The 15,366-nt window shown below is 50.6% G+C and carries 16 protein-coding genes; 8 read left to right on the top strand and 8 right to left on the bottom strand.

Features of this window, described 5'->3' with window-relative positions:
- Positions 1-272: 272 nt before the first annotated feature.
- The 7 genes from rplM (at position 273) to IPN95_06075 (ending at position 7,705) form a co-directional block, all read left to right on the top strand.
- A complete protein-coding gene (gene rplM, locus IPN95_06105) occupies positions 273-734 on the top strand; it encodes a 50S ribosomal protein L13 (protein ID MBK9448977.1) in 462 nt (153 codons plus the stop codon).
- Positions 735-742: 8 nt separating this feature from the next.
- Positions 743-1,144, top strand: a complete 402-nt coding sequence (rpsI, locus tag IPN95_06100) for a 30S ribosomal protein S9 (protein ID MBK9448976.1) — start codon at positions 743-745, stop codon at positions 1,142-1,144.
- 18 nt (positions 1,145-1,162) lie between these two features.
- Positions 1,163-1,927: a 30S ribosomal protein S2 gene (rpsB, locus tag IPN95_06095; protein MBK9448975.1), complete on the top strand. Its 765-nt coding sequence runs from the start codon at positions 1,163-1,165 to the stop codon at positions 1,925-1,927.
- A gap of 322 nt (positions 1,928-2,249) precedes the next feature.
- Positions 2,250-3,656 carry a histidine--tRNA ligase gene (locus tag IPN95_06090; GenBank protein ID MBK9448974.1) on the top strand — a complete coding sequence of 469 codons (1,407 nt, stop codon included), beginning with the start codon at positions 2,250-2,252 and terminating at the stop codon, positions 3,654-3,656.
- A gap of 12 nt (positions 3,657-3,668) precedes the next feature.
- Positions 3,669-5,171, top strand: a complete 1,503-nt coding sequence (hutH, locus tag IPN95_06085; protein ID MBK9448973.1) for a histidine ammonia-lyase — start codon at positions 3,669-3,671, stop codon at positions 5,169-5,171.
- Positions 5,172-5,572: 401 nt separating this feature from the next.
- Positions 5,573-6,844 carry a T9SS type A sorting domain-containing protein gene (locus IPN95_06080; protein ID MBK9448972.1) on the top strand — a complete coding sequence of 424 codons (1,272 nt, stop codon included), beginning with the start codon at positions 5,573-5,575 and terminating at the stop codon, positions 6,842-6,844.
- A 15-nt stretch (positions 6,845-6,859) separates the two neighbouring features.
- Complete coding sequence (locus IPN95_06075) at positions 6,860-7,705, top strand: hypothetical protein (GenBank protein MBK9448971.1); 846 nt, start codon at positions 6,860-6,862, stop codon at positions 7,703-7,705.
- On the opposite strand, the gene IPN95_06070 is transcribed toward IPN95_06075, so the two are convergent.
- The 8 genes from IPN95_06070 to IPN95_06035 all read right to left on the bottom strand — a co-directional run bounded on the left by IPN95_06070 (position 7,699) and on the right by IPN95_06035 (position 14,821).
- Entirely contained in the window at positions 7,699-8,877 is a 1,179-nt protein-coding gene (locus IPN95_06070; GenBank protein ID MBK9448970.1) for a hypothetical protein, read from the bottom strand. The two genes, IPN95_06075 and IPN95_06070, sit on opposite strands and share 7 nt — an antisense overlap.
- Before the next feature lie 64 nt (positions 8,878-8,941).
- Positions 8,942-9,292, bottom strand: coding sequence for a hypothetical protein (locus IPN95_06065; GenBank protein MBK9448969.1), 351 nt, complete (start codon positions 9,290-9,292; stop codon positions 8,942-8,944).
- Positions 9,289-9,759: a DUF1573 domain-containing protein gene (locus tag IPN95_06060; GenBank protein MBK9448968.1), complete on the bottom strand. Its 471-nt coding sequence runs from the start codon at positions 9,757-9,759 to the stop codon at positions 9,289-9,291. The genes IPN95_06065 and IPN95_06060 overlap by 4 nt, the downstream gene beginning before the upstream one ends.
- A gap of 72 nt (positions 9,760-9,831) precedes the next feature.
- On the bottom strand, positions 9,832-11,271 hold the full coding sequence (locus IPN95_06055) for a hypothetical protein (GenBank protein MBK9448967.1): 1,440 nt from the start codon (positions 11,269-11,271) through the stop codon (positions 9,832-9,834).
- Between the two features lie 6 nt (positions 11,272-11,277).
- On the bottom strand, positions 11,278-12,015 hold the full coding sequence (locus IPN95_06050) for an SDR family oxidoreductase (protein MBK9448966.1): 738 nt from the start codon (positions 12,013-12,015) through the stop codon (positions 11,278-11,280).
- A 472-nt stretch (positions 12,016-12,487) separates the two neighbouring features.
- Entirely contained in the window at positions 12,488-12,730 is a 243-nt protein-coding gene (locus tag IPN95_06045) for a hypothetical protein (protein MBK9448965.1), read from the bottom strand.
- A gap of 208 nt (positions 12,731-12,938) precedes the next feature.
- Entirely contained in the window at positions 12,939-14,267 is a 1,329-nt protein-coding gene (locus IPN95_06040; GenBank protein MBK9448964.1) for an FAD-binding oxidoreductase, read from the bottom strand.
- Positions 14,268-14,314: 47 nt separating this feature from the next.
- Positions 14,315-14,821 (bottom strand): hypothetical protein, encoded by a 507-nt coding sequence (locus IPN95_06035; protein ID MBK9448963.1) that lies wholly within the window; start codon positions 14,819-14,821, stop codon positions 14,315-14,317.
- A gap of 47 nt (positions 14,822-14,868) precedes the next feature.
- Here IPN95_06035 and IPN95_06030 point away from each other — a divergent pair, with 47 nt between their 5' ends.
- Complete coding sequence (locus IPN95_06030; GenBank protein MBK9448962.1) at positions 14,869-15,330, top strand: hypothetical protein; 462 nt, start codon at positions 14,869-14,871, stop codon at positions 15,328-15,330.
- Positions 15,331-15,366: the final 36 nt, after the last annotated feature.

Here is a 15,366-nt window from a genome sequence, read left to right as displayed (position 1 = left end):
TGTATGCAAAAATAAGCAGGAAAAGCCGAATCTGTGGAAAAATTGGTGCCTTTCGAAAGAAATCTTGCTAAAAATCCATTTCACATTCACTTTTCTCAAAATCAAACTGTAAATTTGCTGCCCGGATTAAAGAAAGGGATTTCACAACGCCCGGAAAGCGTGCCTGACCATGGGTACGATTTCTTTGTAAATATTTTTGTGAGATTCCTTGGAAAGGATCCGGGAAATTTGGTATTTGCACCCCCATTTTACACGGAGTTTGAAGTATTTAGATGGATACGCTTAGTTACAAGACCCAGTACGCGAAGCCGCAGACGGTGGAGAAAAAATGGCTCATCATTGACGCCGAAGGCCAAATCTTAGGTCGTCTCTGCAGCCAGATCGCTTCTATCCTGCGCGGAAAGCACAAGCCTTCCTACAGCCCTCACGTGGACTGTGGTGACAATGTGATCGTGATCAACGCAGAAAAAATTCGCCTCACCGGTAAGAAGTGGGTAGAAAAAGAGCACGTTTGGTACACAGGTCACCCTGGTGGTCAGCGCTCCTTGAACATGATCGAGCTGATGCGCCGTGACCCACGTCGTCCTGTCGAGCTCGCTGTCAAGCGCATGCTCCCCAAAAACAAGTTGGGCAATGACATGTACCGCAACTTGCGTGTATATGCTGGAACCAACCATGGCCATGAGGCCCAAAACCCAGAACTCTATCAGTTGAAATACGATTCCAAAGCATAATAGCATATATGGATACGATTGTAAAAGTAGGCCGAAGGAAAACATCCGTGGCAAGGTGCTTCTTCAAGCCTGCAAAAAAGGCCGGTGGTGGTACGATCATGGTAAATGACCGTCCAATGGAAATTTTCTTTCCGGTAGATATTCTGCAGATCAAGGTCATGCAGCCCTTTGCTGTGCTCAACCTGAGCGCCGCTGACTACGACATCCAAGTGAATGTCAATGGCGGTGGTATCACAGGTCAAGCCGAAGCCGTGAGAATGGGCTTTTCTCGCGTGCTCGTAGAGATCAACGAGGAAAATAAGAAGCCATTGCGTGGTGCAGGCTTCATGACGCGTGATTCACGCATGGTCGAGCGTAAAAAATACGGTCAACCAAAAGCCCGTAAAAAGACTCAATTCTCCAAGCGTTAATCTCGGATACCTGAATTTATGGCAGCAATTACTTATAATGATCTTTTGGAGGCAGGTGTACACTTCGGTCACTTGACCCGCAAGTGGAACCCAGCCATGGCGCCCTACATTTTCATGGAGCGCAATGGTATCCACGTGATTGACCTCAACAAGACGCACAAGATGCTGGAAGAAGCACTCAAAGTAGTGCGTCAGCTTTCTGCATCAGGTCGCAAGATTCTTTTTGTCGCTACCAAAAAGCAGGCAAAAGACATCGTTGCAGCAGAAGCAATCCGCGTCAACATGCCGTTTGTTACCGAACGTTGGTTGGGTGGTATGCTTACCAACTTCGCTACCGTTCGCAAATCCATCAAGAAGATGGGTGCCATCGAGAAGATGGAAACCGACGGAACCTTTGAGCGTTTGAGCAAGAAGGAAAGGTTGATGAAGAGCCGCGAGAAGGCCAAATTGGAGAAATTCTTCAAAGGTATCTCTACCCTCAATCGCCTCCCATCCGCGATCTTTATCGTCGACATCAAGAAGGAGCACATTGCAGTTTCTGAAGCCAAGAAACTCAACATCCCTACCTTCGCTATGGTCGATACCAATAGCAACCCCAATGAAGTCGACTTCGCCATCCCAGCCAATGATGACGCAGCAAAGTCGATTCAGCTGATCGTGCGTGCCATCTGCGACGCCATCAACGATGGCCTCGACGAGCGCAAGAAGAAGCGTGAAGAAGACCGCATCACCGAGGAAGCCGATCGTCAGAAAGGCGCCGAAGAAGATAGCGACGAGGACTAATCCCCTCATCACAATACAAAAAAAGGCGGGCCGATGGTTCGCCTTTTTTTTGATTCAAAGGACCCTTTCAGCGATCATCGGTAATCCCCAAATGGATCTCGCAAGCTGCAATTCACTTGCCGCTAAAAGATGCGACGACCCTTGCCCGGAAGTTCGAAACGATTTCCTCAGTTCCTTTTACTGGGGTCCACACAACATACAATTCGTTGAAGCCCAATATTGCCCCAATCCATTCGCGCTATTGAATTCAACACTTCTATCGATTCTGTGAATTAGCTTCGCTGATCTCAAGATTCTTAAAATTCTGCTCTAAATTTGTCCCATGTCGAAGCAAAAACCCACCATCCCGCAGGGAACGCGTGACTTTGGCCCAGCCGAAATGCTCGGGCGAGAATTTATTTTTGATACCCTGCGCCGCGTTTTTAAACGCTATGGTTATCAGCCGATCGAAACGCCGAGCATCGAGCAACTTTCCGTGCTCACCGGCAAGTATGGCGAAGAAGGCGACCGCCTTATTTTCAAGATTGTCAACTCCGGTGACTATCTCGACGATGCCTTGAAGCAAAACTTCGACTTTCATCAGCCGGCTGCCTCCCTCAAATTGCTTCCCAAAATCAGCGAAAAGGCTTTGCGCTATGACCTCACCGTGCCGTTTGCACGGTACGTGGTCATGAATCAGCACAAACTCACTTTTCCCTTCAAGCGGTACCAAATCCAGCCGGTTTGGCGGGCAGACCGTCCGCAAAAAGGGCGCTACCGCGAATTCTACCAATGCGACGTGGACGTGGTCGGCTCCAATGGCCTGCTCAACGAACTCGAACTCGTACGTATCTGTGACGAGGGATTCAGCCAACTCGGCGTCGAGGGTGTGACCTTGCGGGTCAACAACCGCAAATTGCTGGAAGGTATCGCGGTGTATTTTGGTGCAGGCGATCGCTTCGTCGAATTCATCACCATCCTGGACAAACTCGACAAGGTTGGAGAGGATGGGATTTTTGCCGAATGGACGGAAAAGGGCTTCTCGGTGGAGCCTGAACGGTTCCGGTTCATTCAATCGCTGGCCAAAATGCCCGTTTCTCGCGCTTTGGAGGAATTGAAAACACTGATTGGCCCCGCCAATGCGGTGGGACAATTGGGAATCCAAGAGTTGAGCACCCTTTTTGGATTGATCGATCTGCGGAAGGCCAATAGCATTCAGGTGACCTTGGACATCTTCCTCGCCCGTGGTTTGGGCTACTATACGGGAACCATCTTCGAGGCTGGTACCCATGATTTCCGTGGCAGCATCCTCGGAGGCGGACGATACGACAACTTGACAGGCGTTTTTGGCTTGGATGGCGTTTCGGGGGTCGGCATTTCCTTTGGCGCAGACCGGATTTTTGACATTCTGCAGTCTAGAGGCATTTTGGAGAAGCTGCGCCGCCATGGCAAGCGTGTTTTGCTCGCAAATTTTGGAGGCAGTGGCGAAGCGAAGGCTGTGGAGGTTTGGATGGACATGCTGGATGCCGGGTATGCTGCCGAAGTTTATCCGGAGGTTGCAAAACCTGCCAAGCAGTTTAAGTATGCCGATCAAGCTGGATTTTCCTACGTGATTTCGATCGGCGACCGTGAAGTAGAGACGGGGGTGCTCAATTTCAAGGACTTGACCACGGGCTTGCAACAAACGATTCCATTTGCCGAGGCGATGGATTTCTTTTCCAAAGTTCTTACGGTGGACGTCGACGCCTAAAATTCCATTCGCATGAGTTCCCAATTCGAAATTTCAGCAGCTCCGATCAGCTTGGAAACCTTTGAACAATTGGTTTCGGATCCTGGTCAAAAGGTCCTTTTGTCGGATGCTGCAGCGACCGCCATCGAACGGTGCCGCATTTTTCTGGATCAGAAAATGGCGGTGAACACCGATGCGATTTATGGAATCAATACCGGTTTTGGGGCTTTGCGCGACAAACGCATCGGCGCTGAACATCTGGAAGAGCTGCAATACAACCTGATTCGCTCGCATGCCTGCGGTGCAGGCGCCTTGGTTCCGGGCGAAATCGTACGGTTGATGCTGCTCCTGAAAGCGCGGTCGCTTGCCTACGGGCATTCGGGCGTGCAGGTAGCGACAGTGAAGCGGCTGCTCGATTTCTACAACGAAGGGGTCTTGCCGGTGGTGTATACGCAGGGTTCGCTTGGTGCTTCCGGCGACTTGGCGCCTTTGGCCCACCTCTGTTTGCCGTTGATTGGCGAAGGCGAAGTGGTCGTAAATGGTGAACGTATGCCGGCTGCGCAAATGTTGCAGCAAAAAGGCTGGTCGCCGATTCGGTTGCAGTCCAAGGAGGCACTTGCCTTGCTCAATGGCACGCAGTTCATGCTCGCCTATGGCATGCATATCCTTTTGCGGGCACGCCGTCTGGCGAATGCTGCGGATCAGATTGCCGCATTGAGTTTGGATGCCTTCGACGGCAGACTCGACCCTTTTCATCCGAAATTGCATCAAATCAGGCCACATTCCGGGCAAATTCAGGTGGCGGCCAACGTTGTCGCTGTATTGGCCGGTTCGGAGTTGATTCACCGGAAGAAGACTGACGTTCAGGATCCCTATTCCTTTCGTTGTGTGCCACAAGTGCATGGCGCGAGCCGCGACGTCCTCGATTTTTGCACGCGGACCTTTGTCACCGAGATGAACAGTACGACCGACAATCCGAATGTATTTGTCGACGAGGACCTGATCTTGAGCGGAGGGAATTTCCATGGTCAGCCGCTTGCGATGGCCTTGGACTTGATGGCGATCGCCCTTGCGGAATGGGGTTCGATCTCAGAACGGCGGATATTCCAGTTGTTGGCTGGATTAAGAGGCTTGCCGGCGTTTCTTGCTGTGAATCCTGGCCTGGAATCGGGCTTGATGATCACGCAATACACGGCCGCAGCAATTGCCAGCCAAAACAAACAATTGTGCACGCCTTCGGTCATCGATACGATTCCAAGCAGCAATGGGCAGGAAGACCACGTGAGCATGGGCGCCAATGGTGCAGTGAAATGCCTGCAAGTCTGTGAAAATCTCTGCACCATTTTTGGCATCGAGATGATCGCCTCCTCCCAAGCGATGTGGTTTCGCAAGCCGGACCGCACGAGCCCCGTGCTCGAAAACATTCTGGAAAGTTTCCGTAAAGTGGTTCCTCCGCTGACGACAGATCGTTTCATGCAGCCCGACATTGCCCATGCACGACAGTTCGTAAGCGACTGGATTCCCGTTCATCCTTGAGAATTTTCCAATCAGATTTGAAGTTGAACCATTCGATCAAAACCCGATACAATTCGGAGAATATGGGTGCATCTTTGGATTACAAGAGCAAGGGTTAGGGCAGCTCCTCACTAAGGTGGGTTGAGCGCCCTAATTTTTTTGAGCAAAATTTGAGCAGAATTAGCTTCGCTGAACTTACGTTTCGCAGAATTTACAGAATCGGGGTTTGTGTTGAATTCTGGGTTTTGGGTCAAAGCTTGCTGACGAATTCCTGTTTTCCATTCGACAAACATCTTCTCGCATTGCATCCTGAACAGATGTGCCGGATTTTTTTCCTTTCTTGGCAAGATTCGCTAAATTGTCTGTTGAATCGTCAATAGCTTCGTTTTCATTTGTCAGTTTTCCTTTTGCCACTAATTCTCATGGAAAAGCGCCTATTCTCCATTGTCCTTCTATTTTTCGGGATGACGGCATGCGTCGGTTTGCGGGGCCAAAATTTGCTTCCCAATCCTGGCTTTGAGGTGTATTCCGCATGTCCCGGTTGGATTGCCGAAATGTGGAAGGCCACAGGGTGGAACAATCCTACCAACCATACCGGGAGTGCTGACTACCATCATGTTTGTGGCACCAATGCTTGGGTACAAGTTCCGAGCAACGCATTTGGTTCGCAAATGCCGCATGCGGGCAACGCTTATATGGGTTTTGCCTTGTTTTATCAATCGACACCGGGGTTCCGTGAGTACATCTATTGCCAACTGACACCTGCGCTCGGGCTCACGGCAGGGCAGACCTATACGATTTCGTGGTATGTTTCCGCAGGCGACAATTCTTCGATGGCCACGGACGATCTGCAGTTCTATTTGAGCGCTGCTGCACCAACTTGGGTTGGAAATTGGAATTCCATGACGACATACACCCCACAATGCGCGATTCCAAGTGGCACTTTCATCACCAACAAGCTGGGGTGGAATCTCGTTTCAGCGACTTTCACGGCTGCTGGTGGAGAACGCTATTTGACGATGGGCAACTTCTTACTTGATGGTGCTACGAGTGTCATGGCCAACGGCGCGGGTGCCTACAACACGGGCTATGTCTATTTTGACGATGGGGTCTTGCAGCCATCGGTGATTTTGTCGGCGGATCTTCAAGAGCTTAAAGCTGAGGAGAATGGCAATTCTGTGGCGCTTACTTGGGAAACGAAAACCGAAACGGACAATTTGAAATTCGAAGTTGAGCGAAGCGTCGGGGATTATCAGCATTTTGAAGCCATTGGCGAACGCATGGGTGCCGGAAATTCCTCCGAAGCATTGCAGTATGTATTTGATGACCCGGGGTATGCGCCTGGTGTAATGAATTACTACCGTCTCAAGGTGGTGGACAACAACGGCGAATCCTCTTTTTCCAATGCGGTAGGTGTAGAAACGAGATTGAGCGGGACCCATTTTGTCAATAGCCACCCAAATCCGGCGCAGGTTGGGATGCCGATTCAGTTGACCTTCAGCATGGAGATTGCACAACCGATCCATGTATTGTTGATCGATATGCAGGGTCGTGAAGTCCGAAACATGACCTTTGACGGGGAGGTAGGACTTTCCAAAATATCGGTTCCTACGTCGGGTCTTCCTGCAGGACAATACCTGATGCGGGCTCAATCGGGCACGGAGTTGGTGGTCAAACGCATCACCCTGTTGTAATTGGTCATGCGGAATATGAAATTCCTCCTCTTTGTTTGGCTGATGCTACCTTGTCTTGCGTTCTCCAAAGCAAGGATCGACCAAGACAGCATGCTCTCCAAGATTTTGGAGCTTTATCCTGATGATCTAGTGAGGGAGGATACTGACGAAGAGGAGCCGGAGGCGAAATGGGGACGGAGAATGTCCGACGACGATGGCCTTTTTTATCCTGAGTCGGTCGAAATTTTGCCGCTGGACCAAGATACCATCTGTTTTGTTGCCATGGTCACTTGGGGGCCCGAGTACACGCGCGGACTTGTGACCGATTTCTACGAATTTGAGCGGATGGAAACTACGCTTAGGCTTATAACCATCGATGGCGTGGGGCAATTTGAGTATGGTGGTGGGACCCAAAGGTTTGGCGAACCGGAACTTTCTGATTCGCTTTGGACCTTAGGGGATGGAATTGTTGGGTTTACCGTAGAATTGGGCTCAGGTCATATGGCATCTCAAACTGAAAACACCGTTTTATACTTGTTTGCGTTGATGGACAATGAAATCAAACAAGTGATGGAGTTGTCCAACTACGATGGTTTTTATAATCTCGACCTTGCATCCGAAAGCGCCGATGACCGGGAGTTTATCCAAGAAGTTTATGACAACATCGACGAATATGTCCCGAAGGAGTATCATCGAGACTGCATTTGCGAAACCTACAGCCGCATCGGCATGGGCAAGGGCTCCAATTTGGGCCTCCGGGATTTGGAGATCGAGCGCACTGAGTTCAAGCTCACTCCAAAGCGCATCGTGAAGTCGGTGAAAAAAGAAACTTGGAAGTGGAATGGTTATCAGTACGAATCCAGCGAAAAGGCTGCCTATTGAGCACCAATCTCCAACACAGTCTCATAAATGTAGGTCTTTCCTAGTTGCCCCCTGATCCAATTCTTCTGCGGTCCCTCGATGTCGCTTGAATAATTCAGCAGCCAAAATCGCCCGGCAGCGAATTCCGTGATCGCAGGAAATGCGGTATCGCCAGTGGATGGGAAGTCCACCAAATGAATCAGCTTTTTCTTTTGTTTGTCAAGTTTCCAGAGCGCAGTACACTTTCGCGTGAGCGAATAACGGATCAAGTTGTAATTGCGTTGCAGTTTGGGTGGCAGCAATCCACCGCGCTCCGAAGGGCCGTCGAGATTGCGTCGCGAAACCAAATAAATATTGTCTTTGTAGCTGAACAGCAAGGCGCTGTCGTATTTGTCACGTGTCGGAAAGGTCTGCCACTTGTCCAGGCTATCCTTGTCGGCAAAGACCACCTGTGCGCCTGCACCTTCCAATCGGATCGTTCCCCACAAATTTCCTTCCCGGTCAAAAATGAATTCGGCCTCCTCGCCACCTTTGTCGCCGGTCTGCGGTTGGGTGCTGATCGGTTTCCAATCATAGCCATTTTCACTTTTGAGCAACCGCACTTCGCCTTTGTGTTTGCCATTGTAAAGGTCGCGTCCCCAATAAGCGCTCATGAACATTTGGTCGCCGCGCCGCCGCATTCGCCACGGGACGTAGCCATCCCAATTCAGGTTTTTGATCTCTGAAAATTGCCCATTCGCGCCCAAATGGCAACCCCAGATATGCTCCGGCGCAAAGGAAAATGGACTTTTTCCGGCTTCGAAGAAATAAAAATACAAGGCCGAATCCATGGCGAGAAACCGTGGCTCACGCAGGTCGGCTCCCAAGCAAATTTGCTTCTCCAACCGCCAGTTTTTCCGATCAGGGCTGCTCAACACAAACAAATGCGCCTTTGGAGAGGCAAAATGTGACGGCGCGGTGCGGAATGCAAAGTAGTATCTGCCTTTGAAAAAGCTGACGTCGAGGTTGTTGTTGCCTTTTTGGATCTCAATTTCGGAGGGTAAGCCGGACGAGGGAACAAGTTTTGTCCATTCGGTCGTGGAAATCGTTTCCGCATCGATTTTCAACCCGAGGCCACTCAGAAACAACCACAAAAGAAAGATGTAAATCAACCGCAGGCGCATGGTCGAAGATAATTCAATTTCAAATCTCACGGGATTCAACGATGAATTTCGGAGGATTGGAAAGATCGAAGCAACCTCCAATAACGCCTTGCACCTATTGGTGAGGGATCAGTTCAACCGAAAGGTCTGTGTAAAAATTCTCGACCGACGTCGGTGTGTACCCTTCTTTGTCCACCACAATCACGAGCCGGGTTTTGCGTGGACCGCCGCCAAACAATCCACCACCAATGTCAAATCGGCCGGTACTGTCCGTATAGCCATCTGCGACCATAAATTCGTCCTTTTTCTGCACCGCGAATTCAATCACGCGCACACTGTCCAAAGGCTCTTTCGAGAACGCATCGCGCACGATTCCAGTCGCTTGGGTGTCAATCTCGCAGGACGAAAGTAATCCTGCTAAAATCAGCAATGAAAACAGGAAGTGTAGGGCTCGAAATCGGCTCATTTGATGCCATCTCCATCGGCATCACCCTGAGGAGCAGCCCCTTCGGGCGCCAAAACGGTGAAGGTGATATTGACACGTTCCACAGGGGGATTGCCATTGTAAATCACTGCGAAGGATTTTTCCTTCTTACCTTCCAAATCGGCCGTGTCGATTTCGGCTTTGATTTCGCCCGTGCCCCCGGGTTTGATGGGTGTTGTGGTCCAAGTCAATTCGGTGCATTTGCAGGATGGCTTCACCATGTCGATGATCAGGTCAGCGTCGCCTACGTTTTTGAACGTGAAAGCAGCCTTGACAGGATCACCAGCTTTGAAAGTGCCAAGATCGTAATCCAGCTTCTCAAATTGGATAATGGTCGGATCCGCAGGATCATCACCGTTTCCAGTATTGAGAACGCCTTGTGAAAATGCAGGAAAAGCCATCAACAGCATGGCAACGGTCAAGAGCAAGACGCGGTTCAATCTTTCCATGAGCTAAATTTAGACAGGTTTTCCCTCAAACGGAATGCCAGAATTCAAAAAATGGTCGATTCAACGTGGAATTCATCGCCGCTGATAAATGTGGAGCCAAAGCTGCATGGAGCGGAATTCAGCGCGTGGCGTCCATTTTCCGGGGTCTTCGAATGCTTGGTGTTCCGCTTCTGAATATCCGTTGTTGAAATTCGCGACCAAGATCCATTCACAATCCGAACTGTCCAGCGCATTTTGGTACCACAAGGGATCCGTTTCGGGTTCAAGGCGGGTGAATTTGGGCGCATGCAGGAGGGGGAAATCTGCGCAAACAGTCTCGAAAGGCACTTTGTTGGTTTTGAAGAATTCTTCGGCCTGTTGTTGCAGCTTGAAAATGGGTACATGCGCCAAAGTGGCATCCCAGCCTTGTGCCACGCCTTTTGGATATACCCAAAAATGTCCGGTTGCCATGCCAAGGCCGACGACCATCAGTCCAACCTTCCATTTCATTCGCCATTCACCCAATTCAGCCAAACCAACGGCAACGAGGATCAGCATCAAATAACCCACCAAAAAGTAGCGATGACCCGGCGGATTGGAAAATGGGACAAAAAGCATGGCCAATCCACCGACCAATGCCGCCATTGCCACAAAACTTTGCCGGAGCGACAAGGCCTCCAAAATCCGCTTCCTACCCAGCCAAATTGCCCCCAACAGCCCAAACACCCACAGAAATACCCTTCCGAAGTCCATCAGCCGCCAGCCGACCAAAGCGACATTCCGCAGGATGCCCATCAAGCCCAGCATTTGCCGCTGCCCGCCATAGGTCTCCGCCGGCGGCGACATCAGCCACCCCACGGCCCGCCAATGCACCCACATCCAGATTGCTGTCAATACAGCAACAGGCAAATAGGGCCAGATTTTACGCAGATTCGGCCTCCGAATGCCAGCCAACCAAGCCAAGCCGACATCCGTCAGGAAAACGGTGCCCACCATCAGGATTCCTCGGAAGCTCATGCTCGCCATCAGCACCAAAGCGATCGCCGTCAACCACCGCTTTCCATCCAGCAATCCATTGATTGCCAGTAGATAAAATGCCAGCAATGCGAGATCGGGCGTGACCATGCTCGCCTGCGCCAAAAATGTCGGCTCACAAAACAGCAAAGCCATGGCCCAAATCCGCCCCTGAGGTCCTAGCCAACGCAGGGTCAGCCGATGAAATTGTACCAAAATCATCCCGAGAAATGGCAGCATCGCCAAGTGGGAAACCGTCAGCGACCGCCCAAACAGCTTCCAAACCCCAGCCAAATACAAACTGAAAAACGGAGGATGGCCCGCGTCGAGATTCTCGGGCACAGGTATCTCTGAAAACCCCGTTTCCAAGTACCAAGTGGCCGTGCGGGAATTGAGGACAGTATCCCAGAAAAACGGAAATTGCCAAGAGATTACATTTCCAATCACCATCAGCAGCCCAGCGAAACCGAGCAGCAGGTAATCTTGGCGCTGCAATTCGATCTTGGGATGCACGCTCATGGAGACTTAGAGCTTCATTTTCTTGAATTTCCACTCCGGGATGCTGCGAATGATCGCCATGATCCACCGCCACATCCATTTGGTATAGAGGACATTTTTCTTCTTTTTCCAGGCTTTGAAAACGTCTTGGGCGACTTTTTCAGGCGAGGCGGTGAGCGGCGCGGGCAGTGGTAGCCCTTCCGTCATTTTGGTATAGACAAATCCCGGTTTGACGGTCATCACGTGCAGGCCATTGAGCGCCATGCGGTTGCGCAAGCCGCTCAGGAATGCAGTGAAACCCGCTTTCGCGCTTCCGTAGAGGTAGTTGCTCGCGCGTCCGCGTTCGCCGGCGACCGAACTGATGCCGATGATGCTGCCCGATTTGCGGGCTTCCATGTCGTTGGCGGCGATGCCGAGGATGTTGGCGCAGCCGACGTAGTTGGTGGCCATCACGGCGCGTGCCAATGACGGGTTTTTTTCGGATTCCTTCTGATCGGGCATGTAGCCGAGGACGCAGATCACTACATCGGGCTTGGGTTCCAGCGCGGCGTAGAATGCATCGTGCGTCTCGTAGGCGAGGGCGTCAAACTCCAAAGCCTTGGCAGTGATGCCATAACGGATGCTGACGTCTTGGACGTCGGGCGCGATTTCGGAGGCCGCTTTGCGGCCGGCCAAATAAAGATGGTAACCGTTTTGCGCCCATACGTGCGCGATGGCACGTGCGATGTCGCTTTTGGCACCTAAAATCAAGCAGTACTTGCTCATGCCCGCAAGTTAGGAAATTGGACGGAAGGGGAGGTGGGGAATATTTTTGGGAGACCGAATGGAAGAATCTGCATTTATGTAGCCGGTTTTTATTGAACTACATTGCAAAATCCTATAAACGCAACGCAACGTGCGAATTGGAGCTTCATTTCGTTGAAATTTTGGGAGAATGAGAGCAATCGTATTGGTTCGTTGGATCACAATCGGAGTTTATCAGGGTCTTGGCGGCAATCAAAAACAGCCTGAATATGTACCTCATTTGCCACGATTGAATAAACAATCCAATAGGGTCCATCAACTATTCTTCGACTTCCTTTTGAATTTTGAGGAATCCAATGGGGCACCTAACATCGGAAATCTGCCTAGAATCTCTATCCGTTCTACGATTCTGATCGTGATTGCCCTTGAACGAAACCTGTCAAAGCCTTGAAGCTGAAGAAAATGGAAAATTCTCTTTAAATCAATTCCAGCTTCATCCGACCAAACGATCTTCATCACCCAATCCCTCGATCATCAACTTCACCTCCTCGTGCGTCATGACGCGCCCCTCTGCAAATGACTTCTCCGATTGTTCAAGTCTTGCATTTAGCCATTTGACTTGCTCCGGACTCAATTCGGGTTGGTTCAGAAATACTTGTTCCCATAAAAGGTTGAGCAGTTCCTCGTCCATCGTTTCACCAATAAGGCCGATCAATTCGCTTCGTTTTCTTTCCATCGCTATTGGATTTCGTGAATGATTAAATATAACAAAAAAACAACTTTTTAAAAATTGCCGACTCAGGGTGACTGCTTGGGACGAATGTAGCCCGGTAACTTGATTTGCAATAGTCACCTCCACAGCCTGTCAATCCGATCACCCCTCGACTATTAGTGCAAAGCTAATATTTGTATTAGAAAAATCAAATTAATACTAAAATAAATTCCTAAATCCCAACCCGCTTGGACTGCAAGCTCTGCATCATCTTCCCGCCATCCAGTTTGGACTTGACCGCCAGAAACTCCGGGAGTCTGGGGTAGCCTTTGGTCATCATCTCGGGTTTCATGCGGCTGTCTTTGGTTAGGTAAAGCCTTCCGCCACAGTCCAATACGATGTCGTCGAGTTTGTCGAGGAATGGAAACAGCCGGTTCGTGATCGGGAAGTCCAAGGCGAGCATGTAACCTTCCATCGGGAAACCGATCATGCCCGTTTCGCCGGGACCGAAGGTCTTGAGCACACTCACAAAGCTTGGCATCTTCGCTGCACTGATTGCCTCGAGGATTTTGACCATGCCTTCGTAACTCGTCTTGGGCGGAATGGCGAATTGGTACTGCGCAAACCCCTTTTTCCCATACACGCGGTTCCAATGCAAAATGCCATCCAACGGATAGAAATAGGTGTCGTAGTCGATCACATGTTGGTGTTGGCCACTTTTGGCCTTGGCGTAGTACAGCGTATTGAAGGCCTTGACGGTAAGCGGATTGATCGTGAATGACGGCAATTTGAAAGGGACAATCAGCTTCTTTTTCTTCGGCAACACCAAGGGTGACTGCCTTTGTTTGTCGGTCTTCAAGTCGCCCAATTTGGCATGTTCGCCATTGAGCAAAATGCCCTTGCCGAGACCTTTTCCCTTCGCCAAACAGTCAATCCAAGCCACGGAATAGGTGAAATGTCCTGAATTTTCGAAGAGTTTGTAGAGTTCGTCGACGTTTTTGGCCTTGGTGCTTTCTTCGTAGATATAGGCCGTTTCGATCTTTTTGAGTTGGAATTGGGCGTCGAGGATGATACCCGTCAGGCCCATTCCGCCGCACGTTGCCCAAAAAATGTCCGCATTTTCTGTGCGCGAGCACTGATAAATCTGCCCGTCGGGAGCGAGGAGCCGCAAAAACTGCACGTGATGGGAAAACGAACCCTCGCCATGGTGGTTTTTGCCGTGGACATCGGCCGCAATGGCGCCGCCGAGGGTGATGTATTTTGTGCCGGGTGTAACCGGCAGGAACCATCCGGAGGGGACGATCACATCGAGAACCTCGGCAAAACTCAGGCCTGATTGACAATGAAGGATGCCATTTTCAGGGTCGAAGTCGAGGAAACGGTTGAATTTGAGCGTGCTGAGGATATTGGTGTTGAGCGCGGAATCGCCGTAGCAGCGGCCAAGGCCGCGGGGAATAAACTCCGGCGTCGATTGCAGGTTTTGAAGGGCCTCTTCCTGAGTTGCAAAACTCCGTACCGTTGCCTCCGTGCTGGGATAATTCCCCCAATTGCTCACTTTCATAGCTGCAAAATTACCAAAGACCGCCCCAAACCCAACGAAAAGGTGGATTATCGTTCGCGGTTTTGCTGGGTGTAGATGAATTTAAAGTAGCTGTCGTTGGTTTTTTCGTCGACATACGTCGCGACGCCTTCTTTCGTGGCCAAGTTTTGGTCCCACAGCACCCGCGACGTCGGGAGAAACCATTGGTAGCGGTAGCCCATCGCGTCCTGCTTTTTTCCTTCGCCGTAAAGCGCTTTCAAGGAGGCTTTGAAATTTTCGCCGTCTTCTGCAACTGCCTTGATTTCAATGGAATGCAGATGGTTGTCCCAAATAAACAGCCGTACATAGCCGAGCCGCATGCCGTTCAGCGTCAGGTTCTCGTCCTGCCGGTCGTAGCGGTAGAGCTTTTGGAACTTGCCCATTTTCAGGAGATTCTGCTTGGGAATCGAATCCAGGTGCATGCCAAGGGTGTAGCCCATGATGGTCGTGGATTCGTCGACTTGCGCAACGGACGTCAACGGCAAAACGACGGCGAGCAGGAGAAAAAGCCAGATTTTTTGCGAATTTTGCAGCATTGATAGCGAGATGAAGGCATTTGCCTTTCTGTAAAATTACAAGATTTATGCCAGAGCTGCAGCAAGAGACGATTTTCCTGAATGGCCATGAAGTTTTTGCGGGGAAGACCTTCGAATTGGGAATTCTGAACCATTCGGAGACGGAAATCATCGAATTTGCCCGGTTTGTGGATCCGATGCCGTTTCATATCGATACCGAAGTCGCCAAAAAGACCATTTTCGGCGGCATCATCGCCTCAGGATCCATGCTCTACATGACCGCCCACAAGGCTTGGTTCATTCCCATGTTTGCCCCGTCCGTGATCTGCGGCCTTGGTGTGCGCAACTGGAATTTCACCAAACCCCATTTTCCCGACACACCTTATGCAGCCAAACTCACCGCCCGCGAACTGATCCTCAACCCCGGTCGCGGGACCGTCCAAGTCGAATGGTACTATGCCTTCTATGCCGCCGACGGCACCCTGGTGCAAGACCTCGAATTGCCGGTGTTGCATTACAACCGAAGCTGAATTCGGCTGTAAAACAAAGGTTTAAGGGCGTATATG

Source organism: Bacteroidota bacterium, from assembly GCA_016718825.1.
In the GTDB taxonomy this organism is placed as follows: Bacteria; Bacteroidota; Bacteroidia; order J057; family JADKCL01; genus JADKCL01.
Note: the sequence above shows the minus strand (reverse complement) of the source record. Positions and strands in the feature narration are given on the sequence as shown.

Bases quoted from the DNA above. Each gene is read 5' to 3' on its own strand.
- IPN95_06065 (MBK9448969.1), bottom strand. From the start codon at position 9,292: ATGAGCCGATTTCGAGCCCTACACTTCCTGTTTTCATTGCTGATTTTA.
- IPN95_06090 (MBK9448974.1), top strand. From the start codon at position 2,250: ATGTCGAAGCAAAAACCCACCATCCCGCAGGGAACGCGTGACTTTGGC.
- rpsI (MBK9448976.1), top strand. From the start codon at position 743: ATGGATACGATTGTAAAAGTAGGCCGAAGGAAAACATCCGTGGCAAGG.
- rplM (MBK9448977.1), top strand. From the start codon at position 273: ATGGATACGCTTAGTTACAAGACCCAGTACGCGAAGCCGCAGACGGTG.
- IPN95_06030 (MBK9448962.1), top strand. From the start codon at position 14,869: ATGCCAGAGCTGCAGCAAGAGACGATTTTCCTGAATGGCCATGAAGTT.
- IPN95_06040 (MBK9448964.1), bottom strand. From the start codon at position 14,267: ATGAAAGTGAGCAATTGGGGGAATTATCCCAGCACGGAGGCAACGGTA.
- IPN95_06080 (MBK9448972.1), top strand. From the start codon at position 5,573: ATGGAAAAGCGCCTATTCTCCATTGTCCTTCTATTTTTCGGGATGACG.
- IPN95_06060 (MBK9448968.1), bottom strand. From the start codon at position 9,759: ATGGAAAGATTGAACCGCGTCTTGCTCTTGACCGTTGCCATGCTGTTG.
- IPN95_06075 (MBK9448971.1), top strand. From the start codon at position 6,860: ATGAAATTCCTCCTCTTTGTTTGGCTGATGCTACCTTGTCTTGCGTTC.
- IPN95_06035 (MBK9448963.1), bottom strand. From the start codon at position 14,821: ATGCTGCAAAATTCGCAAAAAATCTGGCTTTTTCTCCTGCTCGCCGTC.
- rpsB (MBK9448975.1), top strand. From the start codon at position 1,163: ATGGCAGCAATTACTTATAATGATCTTTTGGAGGCAGGTGTACACTTC.
- IPN95_06055 (MBK9448967.1), bottom strand. From the start codon at position 11,271: ATGAGCGTGCATCCCAAGATCGAATTGCAGCGCCAAGATTACCTGCTG.
- hutH (MBK9448973.1), top strand. From the start codon at position 3,669: ATGAGTTCCCAATTCGAAATTTCAGCAGCTCCGATCAGCTTGGAAACC.
- IPN95_06050 (MBK9448966.1), bottom strand. From the start codon at position 12,015: ATGAGCAAGTACTGCTTGATTTTAGGTGCCAAAAGCGACATCGCACGT.
- IPN95_06045 (MBK9448965.1), bottom strand. From the start codon at position 12,730: ATGGAAAGAAAACGAAGCGAATTGATCGGCCTTATTGGTGAAACGATG.